21 protein-coding genes are annotated in these 16,737 nt (G+C 71.7%); 12 read left to right on the top strand and 9 right to left on the bottom strand.

The features are described 5' to 3' along the window. Nucleotides 1-47: 47 nt before the first annotated feature. The 4 genes from CJ226_RS10220 to CJ226_RS10235 all read right to left on the bottom strand — a co-directional run bounded on the left by CJ226_RS10220 (nt 48) and on the right by CJ226_RS10235 (nt 2,749). Nucleotides 48-629, bottom strand: a complete 582-nt coding sequence (locus CJ226_RS10220) for a hypothetical protein (protein ID WP_102209087.1) — start codon at nt 627-629, stop codon at nt 48-50. Further along, the gene (locus CJ226_RS10225; RefSeq protein ID WP_102209088.1) at nt 626-1,468 is read right to left on the bottom strand and encodes an endonuclease/exonuclease/phosphatase family protein; all 843 of its coding nucleotides are present in this window, start codon (nt 1,466-1,468) and stop codon (nt 626-628) included. Before CJ226_RS10225 ends, CJ226_RS10220 begins: the two co-directional genes overlap by 4 nt. After that, on the bottom strand, nt 1,465-2,262 hold the full coding sequence (locus CJ226_RS10230; RefSeq protein ID WP_102209089.1) for a glycosyltransferase family 2 protein: 798 nt from the start codon (nt 2,260-2,262) through the stop codon (nt 1,465-1,467). Before CJ226_RS10230 ends, CJ226_RS10225 begins: the two co-directional genes overlap by 4 nt. A gap of 94 nt (nt 2,263-2,356) precedes the next feature. Continuing rightward, nucleotides 2,357-2,749, bottom strand: coding sequence for a hypothetical protein (locus CJ226_RS10235; protein WP_102209090.1), 393 nt, complete (start codon nt 2,747-2,749; stop codon nt 2,357-2,359). A gap of 400 nt (nt 2,750-3,149) precedes the next feature. Between CJ226_RS10235 and CJ226_RS10240 the strand changes: the two genes are divergently transcribed. Genes CJ226_RS10240 through CJ226_RS10255 form a run of 4 tightly spaced genes read left to right on the top strand, consistent with a single transcriptional unit; the run spans nt 3,150 to nt 6,157 of the window. Continuing rightward, entirely contained in the window at nt 3,150-4,031 is an 882-nt protein-coding gene (locus CJ226_RS10240) for an ATPase, T2SS/T4P/T4SS family (protein WP_308409684.1), read from the top strand. Then, the gene (locus CJ226_RS10245) at nt 4,028-4,885 is read left to right on the top strand and encodes a type II secretion system F family protein (RefSeq protein WP_102209091.1); all 858 of its coding nucleotides are present in this window, start codon (nt 4,028-4,030) and stop codon (nt 4,883-4,885) included. Before CJ226_RS10240 ends, CJ226_RS10245 begins: the two co-directional genes overlap by 4 nt. After that, nucleotides 4,882-5,820, top strand: a complete 939-nt coding sequence (locus CJ226_RS10250; RefSeq protein WP_102209092.1) for a type II secretion system F family protein — start codon at nt 4,882-4,884, stop codon at nt 5,818-5,820. The genes CJ226_RS10245 and CJ226_RS10250 overlap by 4 nt, the downstream gene beginning before the upstream one ends. Nucleotides 5,821-5,860: 40 nt before the next feature. Continuing rightward, nucleotides 5,861-6,157 carry a hypothetical protein gene (locus CJ226_RS10255; protein ID WP_062636627.1) on the top strand — a complete coding sequence of 99 codons (297 nt, stop codon included), beginning with the start codon at nt 5,861-5,863 and terminating at the stop codon, nt 6,155-6,157. 24 nt (nt 6,158-6,181) lie between these two features. On the opposite strand, the gene CJ226_RS10260 is transcribed toward CJ226_RS10255, so the two are convergent. After that, nucleotides 6,182-6,454: a hypothetical protein gene (locus CJ226_RS10260; RefSeq protein ID WP_146008240.1), complete on the bottom strand. Its 273-nt coding sequence runs from the start codon at nt 6,452-6,454 to the stop codon at nt 6,182-6,184. Nucleotides 6,455-6,464: 10 nt separating this feature from the next. Beyond that, entirely contained in the window at nt 6,465-6,608 is a 144-nt protein-coding gene (locus CJ226_RS18110; RefSeq protein WP_180964579.1) for a hypothetical protein, read from the bottom strand. A gap of 74 nt (nt 6,609-6,682) precedes the next feature. Here CJ226_RS18110 and CJ226_RS10265 point away from each other — a divergent pair, with 74 nt between their 5' ends. Genes CJ226_RS10265 through CJ226_RS10280 form a run of 4 tightly spaced genes read left to right on the top strand, consistent with a single transcriptional unit; the run spans nt 6,683 to nt 8,126 of the window. After that, nucleotides 6,683-6,862, top strand: coding sequence for a hypothetical protein (locus CJ226_RS10265; protein ID WP_025105301.1), 180 nt, complete (start codon nt 6,683-6,685; stop codon nt 6,860-6,862). 1 nt (nt 6,863) lies between these two features. Next, the gene (locus tag CJ226_RS10270; RefSeq protein WP_102209094.1) at nt 6,864-7,265 is read left to right on the top strand and encodes a TadE/TadG family type IV pilus assembly protein; all 402 of its coding nucleotides are present in this window, start codon (nt 6,864-6,866) and stop codon (nt 7,263-7,265) included. After that, nucleotides 7,255-7,689: a TadE family protein gene (locus CJ226_RS10275; RefSeq protein ID WP_062636633.1), complete on the top strand. Its 435-nt coding sequence runs from the start codon at nt 7,255-7,257 to the stop codon at nt 7,687-7,689. The genes CJ226_RS10270 and CJ226_RS10275 overlap by 11 nt, the downstream gene beginning before the upstream one ends. Nucleotides 7,690-7,697: 8 nt before the next feature. Beyond that, nucleotides 7,698-8,126 (top strand): pilus assembly protein TadG-related protein, encoded by a 429-nt coding sequence (locus CJ226_RS10280; RefSeq protein ID WP_231868267.1) that lies wholly within the window; start codon nt 7,698-7,700, stop codon nt 8,124-8,126. A 12-nt stretch (nt 8,127-8,138) separates the two neighbouring features. On the opposite strand, the gene CJ226_RS10285 is transcribed toward CJ226_RS10280, so the two are convergent. Beyond that, nucleotides 8,139-9,380 carry an MFS transporter gene (locus CJ226_RS10285; protein WP_102209146.1) on the bottom strand — a complete coding sequence of 414 codons (1,242 nt, stop codon included), beginning with the start codon at nt 9,378-9,380 and terminating at the stop codon, nt 8,139-8,141. A 122-nt stretch (nt 9,381-9,502) separates the two neighbouring features. On the opposite strand from CJ226_RS10285, the gene prfB reads away from it, so the two are divergent. After that, complete coding sequence (gene prfB, locus CJ226_RS10290; protein ID WP_062636637.1) at nt 9,503-10,612, top strand: peptide chain release factor 2; 1,110 nt, start codon at nt 9,503-9,505, stop codon at nt 10,610-10,612. Between the two features lie 58 nt (nt 10,613-10,670). Here prfB and CJ226_RS18605 read toward each other — a convergent pair whose 3' ends face one another. Continuing rightward, the gene (locus tag CJ226_RS18605) at nt 10,671-12,035 is read right to left on the bottom strand and encodes a DUF2510 domain-containing protein (protein WP_308409685.1); all 1,365 of its coding nucleotides are present in this window, start codon (nt 12,033-12,035) and stop codon (nt 10,671-10,673) included. A gap of 173 nt (nt 12,036-12,208) precedes the next feature. On the opposite strand from CJ226_RS18605, the gene ftsE reads away from it, so the two are divergent. The 3 genes from ftsE (at nt 12,209) to smpB (ending at nt 14,774) form a co-directional block, all read left to right on the top strand. Continuing rightward, entirely contained in the window at nt 12,209-13,318 is a 1,110-nt protein-coding gene (ftsE, locus tag CJ226_RS10300) for a cell division ATP-binding protein FtsE (RefSeq protein WP_102209095.1), read from the top strand. Beyond that, on the top strand, nt 13,315-14,229 hold the full coding sequence (ftsX, locus tag CJ226_RS10305; RefSeq protein WP_062636642.1) for a permease-like cell division protein FtsX: 915 nt from the start codon (nt 13,315-13,317) through the stop codon (nt 14,227-14,229). The genes ftsE and ftsX overlap by 4 nt, the downstream gene beginning before the upstream one ends. A 68-nt stretch (nt 14,230-14,297) precedes the next feature. Continuing rightward, entirely contained in the window at nt 14,298-14,774 is a 477-nt protein-coding gene (smpB, locus tag CJ226_RS10310; RefSeq protein WP_062636644.1) for an SsrA-binding protein SmpB, read from the top strand. Nucleotides 14,775-14,784: 10 nt separating this feature from the next. On the opposite strand, the gene CJ226_RS10315 is transcribed toward smpB, so the two are convergent. Continuing rightward, nucleotides 14,785-16,647, bottom strand: a complete 1,863-nt coding sequence (locus CJ226_RS10315; RefSeq protein ID WP_102209096.1) for a prolyl oligopeptidase family serine peptidase — start codon at nt 16,645-16,647, stop codon at nt 14,785-14,787. Nucleotides 16,648-16,737 lie beyond the last annotated feature (90 nt).

Raw genomic sequence — 16,737 nt, forward strand, 5'->3', positions numbered from 1 at the left:
ACCCGCGCGCTGTTCGACCCTGGGGATCGTCCCGCAGTTCCGCGCCGTCACGCAGGGCGATGACGCTCCAGTCGGACGACGGCGACGAGGACTCCCGCCGCGAGCGCACCGAGGCCGCCCATCGCCATGTCGCCGATCGTGTCCTCGTAGGTGACGAAGATCTCGTCAGTGACGAAGGTGCGCCCGGCCCACTCGATCATCTCCCACACGGCGCTGGCCGCGAGCCCGATCACGGTGCAGAGGACGATCGGGATGCGGGGGCGGAACGCGGGTGACTCTTGCGCGGTGACGATGCCGAGGCGCGAGAGCACGAGGTAACCGGTGGCGGCGAGGGCGCCGGTGCAGACGAAGTGCACGACGAGGTCCCACCCGGGGAGCGTGCGGTACAGGTCGAACACGTTGCTCGCCGCCGCGATGAGCACGATCAGGCCGATCGCGAGGTCGATGCCGCCGCGCATCCCGAGGACGCGGGGGAGCATGAGGGCGGGAAGGGCGAGCGCGAGGATGCCGGCGTCGGTCGGGGTCGACCAGATCGCCGCGACGAGGACGCTGAGGATGCCGATCACCCGGACGGCGTCGGCGCCGTACTCCGCCACGGACTGCGGCGGGCGGAGGAAGTCCTCCTTCATGCGGGCTCCTCGGGTGCGGCAGCGGGGGCGAGATCGATCAGGGCGTGCACGGGGAGGTGATCCGACGGCCAGCCCCCTCCATACTGGCGGGCGTCGATGCCCACCCGGCGCGCGGGCAGCGCGGGGGAGGTGAGGATGCCGTCGATGCGGCGTCCGCGGCGCGGCGATCGGTAGCCGGAGAACGTGCTCCAGGCGGGGGTGCGGCGGGACACGGCGGCCGTCCACGAATCGCGGAGGACGTCGTCGGCTTCCAGGGCACGCCACGGTGCCGAGCCCGCGGCGGCGTTGACGTCGGCGAGGAGGATGACGGGTGTCGCAGAGGCGGCGGCGAGGTCGTGCACGGCCTGGGCTTGACGGAGTCGCGCCCACGGCGAGAAGGCGTCGAGGTGGGTGTTGAGCACGGTGACGGGAGCGTCCGTGCGGCGGTCGCGGAAGGACGCCTCCACCGCCACCCGCGGCGCGACGCTCAGCCAGGAGCGGGAACCGGAGCGATCGGGGGTGCGGGAGAGCGCGATCTGTCGCCAGGTGCGCAGCTCCAGCCGGTCGGCGTCGTAGAAGAGGGGACAGCCCTCGCCGCGGGGTCCGGGGAGGCGACCGTGGCCGACGCGGCGGAACGACGGGCCGAGCGCGGCGGAGACGGCGGCAGCCTGCGCGGGAACGGCCTCCTGCACACCGAGGACGTCCGGCCTCTCGGTGCGCAGGAGCGCGGTGAGCCGGGGGCGTCGGATCTTCCAGCGGTCGGCGCGCGGCCAGGCGAGGGCACCGAGGTCGCGGCGGATGTTGAGGGTCATGACGTGCAGCTCGGTGGCGGACGGTGTTCCGAGGAGCGGGACGGTCATCGGCGGGCTCCGGGCGCGGGGACGCCGAGGCGGTGCAGTACCCGGCGGAGGGCGAGCCGCACCCAGCGCACGGGAGGGAAGTCCTCCGGCCAATGGACGAGGACGGTGCGGGCACCGACCCAGGAGCGGCGGGCGAAAGAGCGGCCGCTGCCGAACGGACGCATGGAGATGCCCATGTCGGTCTGCACGAGCCAGCGGATGCGGTGGCGCTCGCCGACGTGGAAGGCGAGGTCGAGGTCGTCATGGAGCTCGGCGTCGTCGCGGTGCACGCGGTCCCGGACGGCGAGCCATGTCGAGCGGCGGAGCGCGAGGTTCGACCCGAACAGCGGTGCGTGGCCGAGGGCCGAGCCGCACACGACGACGTAGGTCAGCAGGTAGGCCGCCGCGAGGGGCCGGCGCAGGAACCGGGGGCCGTCGACGAAATGCGCGCCGCCTGTCCAGGCGCCGACCCGCGGATCGCGTGTGCACGCAGTCGCCATCGTCTCGATCCATCGGGGCCCCGGGACGCCGTCCGCGTCGAGTCGCAGGATCACGTCGCCCGTCGCCGCGTCGTACCCGGTCGCGCTCGCCGCGGGGATGCCCGGGGTGTCGCACCGCACGACCCGTGCACCGTGCTGGGCAGCCACGGCGGCCGAATCATCGGTCGAGGCGTTGTCCACGACGATGATCTCGCCGGGCGGGAGCGTCTGCCGGGCGAGGGCGCGGAGACACCGCCGCAGCTCCGTCGCGTCGTCCTTGACCGGAATGACCACGCTCAGGGTCGGTTCGGGGGCGGCTGGTGTGGCGCGGTGCACGTCGTCTCCTCGCAGGTCTGCTCCTCAGCCTAGGGAGCGCGACGACGGGGGACGTACCGGTTGACACTTGGGTGGGCGGCTCGATACGGCGGCGTCAGGAGGAGCCCTCGATGCACACGGCCTGCTCCTCGACGAAGGTATCGATCGCGGTCCGGCGGAGCATCTGTTCGCGGTCAGGGTTCGCGTCGTCGCCGTTCTGGACGCCGACACGGTAGTCGTAGAGCGCGCGGAGGTCGTCGCTCACCGCCGTCGCCGCTTGCTGCACCTCGCCGTCGACGTCCAGATCGGCGTACTCGTTCGCGAGCTCCTTCAGCCGCTCGGTCTGCTCCGGGCTCGGCGTGCCGCCGACCGTGTCCTGGGCGAAGAAGGCCTCGAGCTCCGTGTCGACGGCGGCCACGCTCTGGCACTGCAGGAGATCGGCACCCCCGGTGCAGCCGGACAGGACGAGAACGCCGAGGAGCCCGCACGAGACAGTGAACCGCTTCATGCCTGCACGGTACCGGGTGCTGGACGGCCTCCGCTTCGGAGGCCGCGCATGGGGTGTGGATAACTCCGTGGGCCGGGAGGTGATCGTTGCGAGGATGCAGGGATGGAGCAGCCCGCGTCGATCATCGCCGATTTCGTGCGGCGTCGGCTGCGGACCGAGGGGGTGGATCCGGCGACCGACCCGGAGCGGGCGCGGGAGGTCGCCCGGGCGGAGGTGCGGCGTCACGACGATCGGGCGCTCGCGCGGGGCGGCGTGCTGGTTGAGGACGAGGCGGCGTGCGTGCGGGACGTGCTGGCGGCGGTGAGCGGCTTCGGTGCTCTGCAGCCGCTGCTCGACGACCCGGGCATCGAGGAGGGTGTGGGTCAACGGCGATGGGGTCGTGCATACGGCGCGGGGTGGGGTGGCGGAGCGAACGGCGTTGCGGTGGGACGAGGCGACGGTTCGGGATCTGGTGGAGAGGATGCTGCAGGCGACGGGGCGGCGGGTGGACATCGGGCAGCCGTTCGTCGACGCGTCGCTGCCGGACGGATCGCGGCTGCATGTGGCGATCGCCGATGTCGTGCGTGGGTCGTGGGCGGTGAACATCCGCAAGTTCCTTCCCGGGCACCGCTCGCTCGATGCGCTCGTGATGCAGGGGGCGCTCACCCCCGAGGCCGCGCGGGCCCTCGGGAAGGCGATGCGGACGGGCGCATCCGTGATCGTGTCGGGGGCGACTCACGCGGGCAAGACGACGATGCTCGGGGCGCTGCTCGCCGCCTGCGCGGCGGACCAGCGCATCATCACGGTGGAGGAGACGTTCGAGCTCGCGGTGGAGGGCCCCGATGTGGTCGCGCTGCAGGGGCGTCAGCCGAGCCTCGAGGGGACCGGCGAGATCACGCTGCGGCGGTTGGTGAAGGAGGCCCTGCGGATGCGACCGGACCGGCTCGTGGTGGGGGAGGTGCGCGATGCGGAAGCGCTCGACCTCGTGCTCGCGCTGAACACGGGCGTGCCCGGCGCATGCACGGTCCACGCCAACTCCGCCGCGGAGGCACTCGACAAGCTGTGCCTGCTGCCCCTGCTCGCCGGCCGGAACATCGACCGCGGCTTCGTCGCCCCGGCGATCGCGTCGTCCGTCGACCTCGTCGTCCACTGCACGCGCGATGCGGCGGGGCGCCGATACGTCGAGGAGATCATCGCCCCGACGGGTGAGGTGATCGAGGGGCGGGTGCTCAGCAGGCCGGTCTTCGGAGCCGGGCGCCCCCGCGGCCGATCGGCCCCGGGCGGCTCGGAGGTCCTCGCATGACGATCCTGCTCGGTGCGACGCTCGCGGCCGGCGTGCTCCTGATCCTGTCACCGTGGCTGTGGCCGGCAGGGGAACGCTCCGCGTCCTCTCCGCGTCGCGGTCGCCTGGCTCGTCTCGCGGGCGAGGCGGGGTTCCCGGCGGTGCAGACCCGCTCTATCCTGATCGGCATCGCCGGTGCCGCGCTCGGCGCCGCCTCCCTCGCCTGGCTCGTCACGGGGAGCGCCGCGCTCGCGATCCTCGCCGGGCTGGCCGGAGGCACGGTGCCGATCGCCTACCTGCGTGGCCGCCGTCTGCGGCTGCGGCGTCTGCGGCGCCAGCTCTGGCCCGACGTCTGCGACCTGCTGATCGCCGCGATCCGGGTCGGTCTGTCGCTCCCCGACGCGGTGGCCACCCTCGCGGAATCGGCTCCACCGCCGCTCCGCCCCGCGTTCGACGTGTTCGCCCGAGACCTGCGGAGCAGCGGACGGTTCGACGCCAGTCTCGACCGGCTGAAAGCCGTCCTCGCTGATCCTCTCGGGGACCGGATCATCGAGACCCTTCGGATGGCGCGGCAGGTCGGTGGCACCGAGCTCATCGGCGTGCTGCGGGCGCTCTCGTCGTCCGTGCGTGCCGACGCGGCGCTCCGCGGCGAGGTCGAGGCGCGGCAGTCGTGGATCCGCGGGGCGGCCGTCCTCGGAGCCGTGGCGCCGTGGGTCATCCTCACCCTCCTGATCCTGCGCCCGGAGGGGGCCAAGGCCTATGGCACGCCGGAAGGGATCGCCGTGATCGTCGTCGGCGCGGTCGTGTCGGTCGTCGCATTCCGCCTCATGATCCGGATCGGTCGGCTGCCCGAGCCCCGTCGGTGGTTCGGGTGAGCGGGCTCTCCGCGCTCGCCGTGGCCGTGCTGCTCGGCGGGGGATTCGCCGCGGGTGTCCTCTCGCTTCTGGCGGACCTCCCGCGGTGGCGGGCGGCGTCGCTCGCGTCGCGGATCGCGCCGTACGTGCGGGACGCCGTCGATGACGAGGTGTTGCCGCGGGACGCCTTCCCCAGACCAGGCACCCTGCCCGCCGGAGGGTTCCGCCTCGGTGCGCGCGGGGCGCGGGCGCTCGACCGTCTGCTCGGCGGGACGGAAGCTCTCCGACGGCGGCTCGCGCAAGCGGGGTCCGCACTCGATCCCGTCGCCTTCCGCGGTCGTCAGCTCGCGGTGATCGTGGGCGGAATCGCTGCCGGAGCGCTCGCCGTCATCGTTCTCGTCGTGATCGGTCGGTGGTCGCTTCCGGTCGGGTCGATCCCGCTCCTCGCGGGAGCGGCGGCCGGTGTCGGGTACGACCTGCGACTGTCGGCGCGGGTGCGTGGGCGGAAGGTGCGTCTGACCGAGGAGCTGCCGACGACGCTGGAGTTCCTGGCCCTCTGTCTCTCGGCGGGCGAGGGGTTCCTCGATGCCGTGAAGCGCGTGGCCGGTGTGGGGTCGGGCGAGCTCACGGTCGAGCTGCGTCACGTGGTAGTGGAAGTCGGGACGGGGTCGCCGCTGGCGGATGCGCTGACGGCGATGGCGGCTCGTCTGGAGCTTCCCGGGTTGACGCGGGCGGTGGACCAGATCGTCGCGGCGCTCGAACATGGCGCGCCGCTCGCCGCCGTCCTGCGCGCTCAGGCTGACGACACGCGGGAGGAGGCCAAGCGCACGCTCATCGAGCAGGCCGGACGGAAGGAGATCTTCATGCTGCTGCCGCTGGTCTTCCTGATCCTGCCGCTGTCCGTCGTGTTCGCGATCTACCCTGGTCTGTTCATCTTGCGCCTCGGCATCGGGTGAGTGGTCGGCGGGAAAGGGCGCGAGGGCTTACGTTTGCTCTATGGGAAGCCTCGAGTACAACAGCTCTCGTCCGCCGATCGACGTCGAGGACACCCTGCTGGCGCATCTGAAGATCGTGATCTCCACCAAGCTCCGTCGCCAGGAGAGCTTCATGATGACGTGGCCCTCGGGAAGGAAGAGCCCCGGCCGGCTCTCCGCGTGGATGCACCCGGCCATCCCGCTGGTGCTCGAGTTCGACGCCGACCCGGTCCCGGCGATAGACCCGGCCCGGGTCAGCCACATGATGGAGCGCTTGAACGCGCGCGGCGAACTCCTCATCGACGAGTTCACCTCCTGACGCTGCGGCGGCTCTCCGAGGTGCTCAGACGTCCCAGTCCGGCAATCCGCCGAGGTCTGCGGCGAGGGTTCCGTCGTCGGACGCCCTGACCTGGAAGAGGAACACCCGCGAAGTCGGGTGGACGAGGACGCTGGCGAGGCCGTCCGACGTGGCGAACGAGACGAAAGTGGGTTCGACGCGCGCGGCGGCTTCGATCCGCTCGCGGAGGGCGACGACATCCGTGCCGCGAGGCAGGAGATAGGTGAGCCCGTCGATCTCGACCCGCGCCCGCATCTCATCGTAAGGTCCGGGGCGCATGCGTGACAGGCTATCCCTCGTCGTGGTGTCCGGACCCGGGGTTGTGCGATTCACGCGACGGGAGTACAGAACCGCGCCGCTTCGCCCTTCGCGCACCGACGACGATGATGACGGCGACGAGGATCACCACGCCGACGACGATCGCGATCAGCACCGGTAGACGACCATGAAGGCCGCCCCTGTGGATAACGTCCGCGCCGCGACGGGTCTCCGATGCACACTGGCGGCATGATCTCTCGTGCGCGCTCGATGCTCCGTGCCCTCCACGACGACGAACGGGGAGACGTGCCCGGCTGGGTGCTCGTGACCCTGATGACCGCGGGCCTCGTCGTGCTCATCTGGGCGGTCGCCGGACCCGCGCTCACCTCCCTCTTCGAGCAGGCCATCCAGCGGGTGTCGGGGCTCTGACATGCGTGCGCCTGCGGGGGTGACCGACGACCGCGGGTCGAACCCGGTGGAGTTCCTCCTCGTCGGCGCCCTGCTCACCGCGCTCACCCTCGCGGTGCTGCAACTGGCGTTCGCGATCTACGTGCGCAACGTCGTCCATGACGCCGCCGTGGAGGGGGCGTACTACGCGGCTCTCGCCGACACGACGGCCGCGGAGGGGGAAGAGCGGGCGCGCGAGGTCATCCGTCGTGCGGTCGGCCCCTCCTATGCAGACGACATCACGGTGGCCTCGGCACGGCGGGGCGGACAGGAGACCGTCGAGGTCCGCATCCGGACGATGCTCCCGGTGTTCGGGCTCGTCGGTGTCCCTGCGGCCTTGCAGGTGGAGGCCCACGCACCGGGGGAGTCGTTCGATGCGCGATGACACGGGGTCGAGCTCGCTGGAGTTCATCGCCGTCGGCGTGATCATGCTCGTGCCGCTGCTGTACCTCGTGATCGCCGTGGGCTCGGTGCAGGAGCAGTCGCTGGGCGTGGAGGCCGCGGCGCGGCAGGCCGCCCGTGCCATCGCCTCGGCGCCCGACATCGCAGCGGCGGCAGACCGGGGGGAGGAGGTGCTGGACGGGGTCGTCGCGGAGTACGGCATCGATCGCGGAGCGGTCGACGTTGCGGTGTCGTGCCGTTCCCGGACCTCAGGCTGTCCAGCGGCGGGAGCGACGGTGGTCGTCACGGTCTCGACGCGGGTACCGCTGCCGCTCGTGCCAGGCGTGCTCGGACTCGACCAGGCGACCTCCGTCCCCGTCGAAGCCGTATCGGTGCAGAAGGTGTCTCGGCGATGGGGCGGGGGATGAGGGGGCGCGTGCCGGCGCCGAAGCAGCACGGTGAGGGCGACGACGACGGGAGCGTGCTGCTGCTCGTGCTCGGCTACCTGATCCTCGCGCTCGCCGTGCTGTTCGTGTGCGTCTGCGCCACCGACCTCTACATCACCCAGAAGCGGCTGGACGGGCTCGCGGATGCGGCGGCGCTCGCCGGAGCGGACGGGTTCACGCTGGAGGTGGAGGGGGAGACGCCCCGGGCGACGCTCACCGATGCCGGGGTGGCCGAGCAGGTGGTGCCGCTCATCCGTGACGCGGGGTGGGAGGCGACCGTGGTCGATGCGGGCACCCCCGACGGCGTGAGCGCGCGCGTCACCGTCGCGGCCGTCTGGCACCCGCCCCTGCTCTCCCCGTTCGTGCCGGACGGGGTGCCGCTGCAGGCGACGGCGACGAGCCGCACAGCGCTGCGCTGAGGGATCGGGCGCTCAGTCGCCGGCGGGGTCCGGCGTGCGCGGGGGCGTCCGGGGGACGAACCGGGGGATCCAGCGGAGGAAACCGGCGGCGCCGACGAGTCCGATCAGGCCCATGGCTCCCGTCGCGAACGACAGGGAGGCGACCGCGGTGATGCCCGAGACGAGGAGCGGAGCGACCGCGCCGCCGGCATCGGTCAGCGTGCGCCACGACCCGAGGAACGCGGCGGGGTCGTGCTTCGGGGCGACGTCCGCGCCGAGGGTGAGGAGGATGCCGCTCGACAGTCCGTTGCCGACGCCGAGGACCGCGGCGAACATGCCGAACCAGAGCACCGCGGAGTCGAGGTCGTGCGTGACCGACAGGGCGAGGAACCCGGCGCCCATCAGCACCATCGCGGGCATCGCCGCCCAGAGCCGGCCGAAGCGATCCATCACCTGGCCACTGGCGTAGAACAGGGCGAAGTCGATGGCGCCGGACACCCCGACGACGAGAGCGATGGTCGACGCGTCGAGGCCCAGGGAGAGCCCCCACAGCGGGAGGACGACCTGCCGTGCCGACCGCACCGCCGAGAGCGAGGCCGCAGCGAGTCCGAGCCGACCGAGCACTCCGCGCTGCTGCCACATGGTCTGGAAGATCCCGGCCCGCTCGACGGTGGGGATCGACCCGGTCACCGCCTCTCCGCTGTCCTCCACGAATCGATCGGTCGTCCGCAGCGGGGCGACGGTCTTCTCGGGGTCCGGTCCGAAGAGCACGAGCACGACCATGACCACGAGGCAGGCGAGGAAGAACCAGATCGCCGCGGCCTCGGTGCCGAAGAGCTGCAGCAGACCCGCGGAGACGAACGGGCCGATGAAGATACCCAGACGGAAGCTGCCGCCGAGCAGGGAGAGCGAGCGGGCGCGGAACGCCAGCGGCACCCGCGTGGTCATGAACGCGTGCCGGGCGAGCCCGAACGCCGCGGCGCACAGGCCCAGGAGGAACACGGACGCCGCGAGGACCCCGAGCGACGGCGCGAACACCATGCCGACGGCGGCGAGGATGGCGATGACGCCCGCGATCACCATCGTGAAGCGCTCGCCGATGCGCCCCACGGCCCAGCCGGCCGGGAGGTTGCCGCACAGCTGACCGACCACGAGCGCCGAGGCGACGAGGGCGGCGAAGGCGACGTCGGCCCCCATGGACGCGGCGATGACTGGGATGAGCGGGATGACCGCACCTTCGCCGAGGGAGAAGAGGACGGTCGGCAGGTACACCATCGGTCCGAACTGGCGGAGGACCGTGGATGCACTGCTCACGCCCTTCACGCTACTCCGGTCGGCGCGGACGACCGGACACCACCGTCCCCGCGCGCGCGGGCGGCACGTTAGGCTGAGGTGTCATGCTCGAACTAGATCTCTCCGCCGAAATCCAGGCGCTCAGGCACACCTTCGGCGACATCAGCGAGGTCGTCGATGTCAACCGTCTCCGCGAGGACATCGCGCGTCTCAGCGAGGAGGCCGGCGCGCCCGACCTCTGGGACGACACCGAGAACGCCCAGAAGGTCACCAGCGCCCTGAGCCATCGTCAGTCGGAGCTCGCCCGCATCACCGGCATCGCCCAGCGCCTCGACGACCTCGAGGTGCTCGTCGATCTGGCGAACGAGATGGGCGACGAGGAGTCGGCGGTCGAGGCCCGCAAGGAGCTCCAGACCCTCACCGACCTCATCAACCAGCTTGAGGTGCAGACGCTGCTCGACGGGGAGTACGACGAGCGCAGCGCCATCGTCACCATCCGCTCCGGCGCCGGCGGCGATGACGCCACCGACTTCGCCGAGATGCTCATGCGCATGTACCTGCGTTGGGCGGAGCGTCACAAGTACCCCGTGAAGGTCATGGACACTTCGTACGCGGAGGGCGCGGGCATCAAGTCGGCGACCTTCGAGATCGACGCGCCCTACGCCTTCGGCACGATCTCGGTCGAGGCGGGCACACACCGCCTCGCCCGCATCAGCCCGTTCGGCTCGGCGGACAAGCGCCAGACGTCGTTCGCCGCCGTCGAGGTCATCCCCCTCATGGAGGAGGCGACCGAGGTCGACATCCCCGAGAGCGACATCCGGGTCGACGTCTTCCGCTCTTCGGGCCCCGGCGGCCAGTCCGTCAACACGACCGACTCCGCCGTGCGCATCACGCACCTCCCGACCGGCATCGTCGTGTCGATGCAGAACGAGAAGTCGCAGATCCAGAACCGCGCCGCGGCCATGCGCGTGCTGCAGAACCGTCTCCTCCTGCTGCAGAAGGAGCAGGAAGCGGCCAAGAAGAAGGAGCTCGCGGGCAACATCACCGCGAGCTGGGGCGATCAGATGCGCTCCTATTTCCTCTACGGTCAGCAGCTCGTGAAGGACCTCCGTACGGGCCAGGAGTCCGGGAACCCGGCCGCCGTGTTCGACGGCGACCTCGACGACTTCATCTCGGCGGGCATCCGCTGGCGCAAGCGCAAAGACGAGGACTGACCCCTGACCACGAAGGCCCCGGGAGCTCCCGGGGCCTTCGTCGTGCCGTGCGAACGGGTCAGCGTGCCGACGCCTCGACGGTCACGCGCGCGACCTCCTGCAGCATCTCGTTCGTGATGACGATCACGTAGGACGGGCTCTCCGCGACGTCGAACGAGACGGTGCCCTCCGCCGTGGAACCGGCGTCCTGCTCGCTGGACTCCAGCGTCGCCTCGCCGAAGATGTCGTAGTCGCCCTCGGTGCCGTCTGCGGTCTCGACGGAGAAGTACACCGGGTTGACGTAGGTCATCCCATCGAGGGTCTCCCAGGCGACGTCGATCACCAGGTACCCACCGTTCGCGGCCTCGAAGTCCGTGCCGTTGGTGGGACCGTACGTGGCCGAGCGGATCGTGACCTCGGCCGTGCCCGACAGCTGCGGCACGGCGACCGGCTCGCCGAGTCTGCCCTCGGCGATCTCCCCGGTCCCCGCGTCGCCGGTGTCGTCGGTCTCCGGCGCCGGGCTCTGGCTCGTGCCCTCGTCGTAGTCCGGAAGGGTGACCGGGCGCACGGTGTTCGCGACGGCCAGCACGAAGAAGATGCTCACGACGATCGCGACGATGCCGCCGAGCACCGACACCCCGAGCCCGGTGATCCCCGGCCACTTGGTGCCCTTCAGGAACAGGGAGATGAGCGAGACGATGAATCCGGCCGCCAGGAGGAACCAGGCGAACGGCAGCGTCACAGGGATGAACGCGAGGAGGAGGCCGAGTGCGGCGAGTCCGAGGCCGACGAGCCCCAGCACCGAGACCTTCTTCGGCGCCGCGGGAGCCGGCGCCTGACCGGGATACGAGCCCTGGCCGGGGTACACGCCCTGGCCGGGATACGTCCCCTGTCCCGGATACGTGCCCTGACCACCCGGCGCCTGGCTCGGGTATCCGCCGGCGCTCTGCGCGCCCGGGTACGCGCCCGGTGCCGGGTATCCGCCCTGGCCCTGGTACGCGTTCTGCCCGAGAGCGGCAGGCGCCGCCGGGGGATACGGCGCTGAGCCCTCGGCTCCGGCCGGCGGGACGATCGGCGCCGCGCCCGGGAGGTCGTGCGCGCCGCTGGCCGGTGCGGTCCAGTCCTGGGCCGGCTCCGGCGCGACGATGAACTCGGTCGCCGGCTCGTCCGGAGCGATCTCGCGCTCAGCGGCGACGGGCTCGGGAGCGACGGTCTCCGCCGACGCCGTCGGCTCCTCTCCGAGGGGAGCGCCGTCGTCGGCCGCGGCGGGGTCCTCCGCCGGGGTGCTCTCCGCGGCCGCGTCTTCGGCCGTCGTCGCGGTGGTGTCGTCGGTCGCCGCGGTCGCCGCGGTCGTCTCCGGCGCGAAGTGCTCGGTCCACTGCTGGCCGTCCCACCAGCGCAGGCGCCCGGAGCCGTCGTCGTACCAACCAGCCGGTGTCGTCATGGGGATCCCCTCCGTGTGTGCGCTCGCGTGGGCACGCGAATCGACACTCCATGTATAGCAGCGGGCGACGACGCCGCGGGGCCGGAGAACACGGAGGAATCACGGGGCGGCGCGCGGCGCGGCGGGGTGTCGTGCCGAGCCGCAGGCGGTGGCGCGCTTAGGCTCGAATCGCCATGATTCGGTTCGAGAACGTCACGAAACGCTACCGCGGGACGTCGAAGCCCGCCCTGTCCGGTGTCGACTTCGAGGTGCAGCGCGGGGAGTTCGTCTTCCTCGTCGGCGCCTCCGGGTCCGGCAAGTCCTCCTGTCTGCGCCTGATCCTCCGCGAGGATGTGCCGACGAGCGGTCGGGTGGCCGTTCTCGGACGCGACCTGCGGGCGCTCGCGAACCGGAAGGTGCCCTACTTCCGTCGGCACATCGGCTCGGTGTTCCAGGACTTCCGGCTGCTGCCGTCCAAGACCGTGCATCAGAACGTCGCCTTCACGCTGCAGGTCACCGGCTCGTCCCGCGGCTTCATCCAGCAGGCGGTCCCCGAGGCGCTCGCCCTCGTCGGGCTCGACGGCAAGGAGAAGCGCATGCCGCACGAGCTCTCCGGCGGTGAGCAGCAGCGCGTCGCGATCGCCAGGGCGCTCGTCAACCGCCCTCAGGTGCTGCTGGCTGACGAGCCCACCGGCAACCTCGACCCCGCGACCTCGGTCGACATCATGCAGCTGCTCGCCCGGATCAACGCCGGCGGCACCACGGTGCTCATGGCCACGCACGAGGCCGGATTCGTCGACCAGATGCGCCGCCGCGTGATCGAACTCCGTGACGGCGAGATGGTCCGAGACGAGGTGCACGGCGGATACGGCGACACCTCGAACATCCCCCGCCTGGTGCCGGAGGAGGTCCGCGGCGCCGCGGCTGCCGCCGCTCTCACGGCCGTGCAGGAGGTGCAGCGCCAGACCGCCGACCTCTCGGTGGTCCGCGCCGCACTGGCCGAGGAGGTGGAGGCTCAGCGTCGGGCCGCCGCGGCGTCTCCCGCGGTCACCGCGCCCGCCCCTGACCCGATGCCGCAGGTGGTCGAGCCGCCGGAGCCCGCGCGGGATCCGGGCGTGGTCGAACCGCCGGATGTCGTGCACCCTCCGGCTGCATCGTCGCCGCCCGCTGCCGCGCGCCCCGCACCCGGGGGGCCGCGCACTCATCCGATCGTGATCCCCGAGGTGGACGTCGCCGAACTCGGCGTCGCGGACCGCCTCGGCCTGTCGGACCAGGATGACGAGGAAGTGGGTCCGACCTCATGAGAATCGGCCTGATCCTGACCGAGGCCCTCGTCGGCCTGCGGCGCAACATCTCGATGGTGATCTCCGTCGTGCTCGTCACGTTCGTGTCGCTGACGTTCGTCGGCGCCGCGATCCTCATGCAGTCGCAGATCGGCGTGATGCGCGGCTACTGGGCCGAGCGCGCCCAGGTGGCGGTATACATGTGCTCCGCGGTGTCGGAGTCGGACACCTGCGTGGACGGCGCGGCGAGCGAGGAGCAGGTCGCCGCCGTGCGCGCCCAGCTGGAGGGCGACGCGCTGTCGCCGCTCATCAGCTCCATGACCTTCGACACGAAGGAGGAGACGTACGCCAAGCTCGTCGAGCAGGTGGGGGAGGAGCAGGCCAGCGTGCTCTCGCCCGACCAGGCGTTCGAGGTCTTCTTCGTCACCATGAAGGACCCCGGGCAGTCGCAGGTGCTCGCCGAGGCGTTCAGCGGCCAAGCAGGAGTGGAGCAGGTCCAGGACCAGCTCCAATACCTCGAACCGCTGTTCTCCGCGCTCACGGTGGCCACCTACATCGCCGTCGGCATCGCCGTGCTCATGCTCATCGCCGCGACGCTGCTGATCGGCACGACGATCCGGTTGTCGGCCTACGCGCGGCGCAAGGAGATCGGCATCATGCGCCTCGTGGGCGCGTCGAACCGCTTCATCCAGACGCCGTTCGTGCTGGAGGGCGTGTTCGCCGCGCTGCTGGGCTCCGCCCTGGCCAGTGCCGCCGTCGTCGCGGGCATGCACTTCGGCGTGAACGGCTACCTGCGCGGCCGCGTGCCCTTCATCACCACCTGGGTGACCATGCAGGATGCTGCCCTCGTCGTCCCGGTCCTCGTCGGGATCGGCGTGGTCCTCGCGGCCCTGTCGGCGGGCTTCGCGATCCGACGGTGGCTGCGCACCTGATATCCTGAAAGGCTGCTCGGCCGATCCGCTGCCGAGCCGTCCACAGCACCACAGCACAGGAGATCATCATGCCCAGGGAACGCGGGGAGAAGGTCATCGCGACCAATCGTCGCGCGCGTCACGACTACACCATCGAGAAGTCGTACGAGGCGGGGATGGTGCTCACCGGCACCGAGGTGAAATCGCTCCGTCAGGGGCGCGCGAACCTCAGCGACGGGTACGCGTTCGTGAAGGGCAACGAGGTCTTCCTCGACGCCGTGCACATCCCGGAGTACTCGCAGGGGCACTGGACGAACCACTCGGCCAAGCGCATCCGCAAGCTCCTCCTGCACCGAGAGGAGATCGCGAAGCTCGCTCACGCCGTCTCCGCGGGCGGATACACGCTCATCCCGCTCAAGCTGTACTTCTCGGACGGTCGCGCCAAGGTCGAGATCGCCCTCGCGAAGGGCAAGCGCGAGTACGACAAGCGTCAGACCCTCCGCGAACGCCAGGACACCCGTGAGGCCGAGCGGGCGATGCGGCTGCGCAACCGGGTGGGCGAGTAGCCGCCTGCGCTCAGAGGCTCGGCGTGAAGCCGAACACCCGGCCGAGGAACGCGAGCTCGCGTTCCAGCGCGTCGACGATGGTCTCCGCGCTGCGGAACCCGTGGCCCTCTCCCGGGTAGAGCACGTACTCGTGGTCGATGCCGTTCGCCGCCAGCGCGTCGCGGATGGCCTCGGACTGGGACGGCGGCACGACGCGGTCCTCCCCGCCCTGCAGCAGCAGCACCGGCACGTCGATGCGGTCGGCGTGGGTCAGAGGCGAGCGCTCGATGTACACGTCCTCGGCGGCGGGGAGCGGACCGACGAGGCCGTCGAGGTACGACGCCTCGAAGTCGTGGGTCTCGGCGGCGAGCATCCGCAGATCCGCGACGCCGTAGCGGCTGATGCCCGCGGCGAACGTGCCACCCCGCACGAGCGCCGAGAGCACCGTCCAGCCGCCCGCCGAGCCGCCGCGGATGGCGATGCGCGCGGGATCGGCGAGCCCGGCGTCGGCGAGCCCGCGGGCGGCCGCGATCACGTCGTCGACGTCCACGACGCCCCACTGTCCCTGCAGGCGGTCGCGGTACGCCCGGCCGTAACCGGTGGACCCGCCGTAGTTCACGTCGAGGACCCCGATTCCCCGGCTCGTGAAGAAGGCGATCGAGGCGGAGGCCGCTCCCGTGACGTGGGCGGTGGGCCCGCCGTGCACGAGCACGATGTAGGGCGGGAGCTCGCCGGCGGCGCCGCGGGGCTCTCCGGGCGCGGCGGGCGGATAGGCGAAGGCGTGCACCGGGCCGTGCGCCCCCTCCACGACGAGCTGCTGGGCCGCCGGCATCCAGTCCTCGTCGACCGGAGCGCCGCCGGTGACGGTCTCGACGGCCCCGCTGTCCACGTCGACGCACCAGACGCCGGAGGTCACGCGCGAGCCGTCTCCGCTGAGCAGGACGCGGGAGCCGGAGACGTCGTCCACACTGAGATGCCCGTCGGCCGGGACCGCGATCGCGCGCGTCTCGCCGTCCGGGGACACGAGCTGCACCTCGTCGCGTCCGTCGGTGCGGACGGCCACGAGGCGGCCGTCCGCCAGCGGCTGGAACCAGCGGTTGCCGAGCACCCACAGGCCGTAGCCGGTGTCGGCGTCGGATGAGGTGAGCGGGCGCGAGGCGCCGGGCTGGAGGCCGTCGAGCGCGAGGTGCTGGAGCTGCCAGCGTCCCGAGCCGTCGTCGGCGAATACGAGCGCGTCGTCGCCGATCCATTCCGGCTGCAGGGCGGCGGAGGCGGGGACCCGGGTGATCGTCCCGCCGGCCGCCGATCCGATCGCGAGCGTGGCGCTCTCCCAGGGCATGCTGTCCGCCTGCCATTCGACCCAGGCGACGCGGCTGCCGTCGGGCGAGAGCGCGGGATGGGCGAAGAAGCCGGGACCCTCGACGATCACCCGGATCGCGGAGGCGTCCTCGGCGGCCGAACCGTCCACGGGGATCTCCACGATCGCGCGGCGGTGCGGGTCGGTCGAGAGGTCTTCCCGCACGGCCAGCAGTCGGCCGCTCTGCACGCGCAGCCCGCCGTACGCGGGGCCGGCGGCGGTGAGGGGGCTCGGCTCCGTCCCGCGGTCCATCCGGTGCACGCGCTGGTCGGCTCCGGAGACGAAGTACAGGGTGTCGCCGTCGACGGTCCAGGCGCCGCCCCCGTACTCGTGCACGCGGGAGCGGGCGTTCCAGGGTGCCGGGAGGATCTCCGCGCCCGTCGAGCTGCGCACCGTGACGCGTCCGCCCTCGGCCGGGACCGACTCGGCCCACCACACCTCGTCGCCCACGAAGCGGGCCCCGTCGATGCGCGGCGCCGCTCCAGCGACGGCTGCGGCGGTGAAGGGGGAGGACCAGGAGCCGAACGGTGAGGACATGCCTCGAGCCTACGGGCGGTGACACACGGCGTCACACTCGTGCGGCGGGCCGAGGGCGTGTTCTAGGTTTCTGGAAACGCCCGGTTCATC

Origin of the sequence: Microbacterium sp. UMB0228 (assembly GCF_002871415.1) — a bacterium.
Taxonomy (GTDB): Bacteria; Actinomycetota; Actinomycetes; order Actinomycetales; family Microbacteriaceae; genus Microbacterium.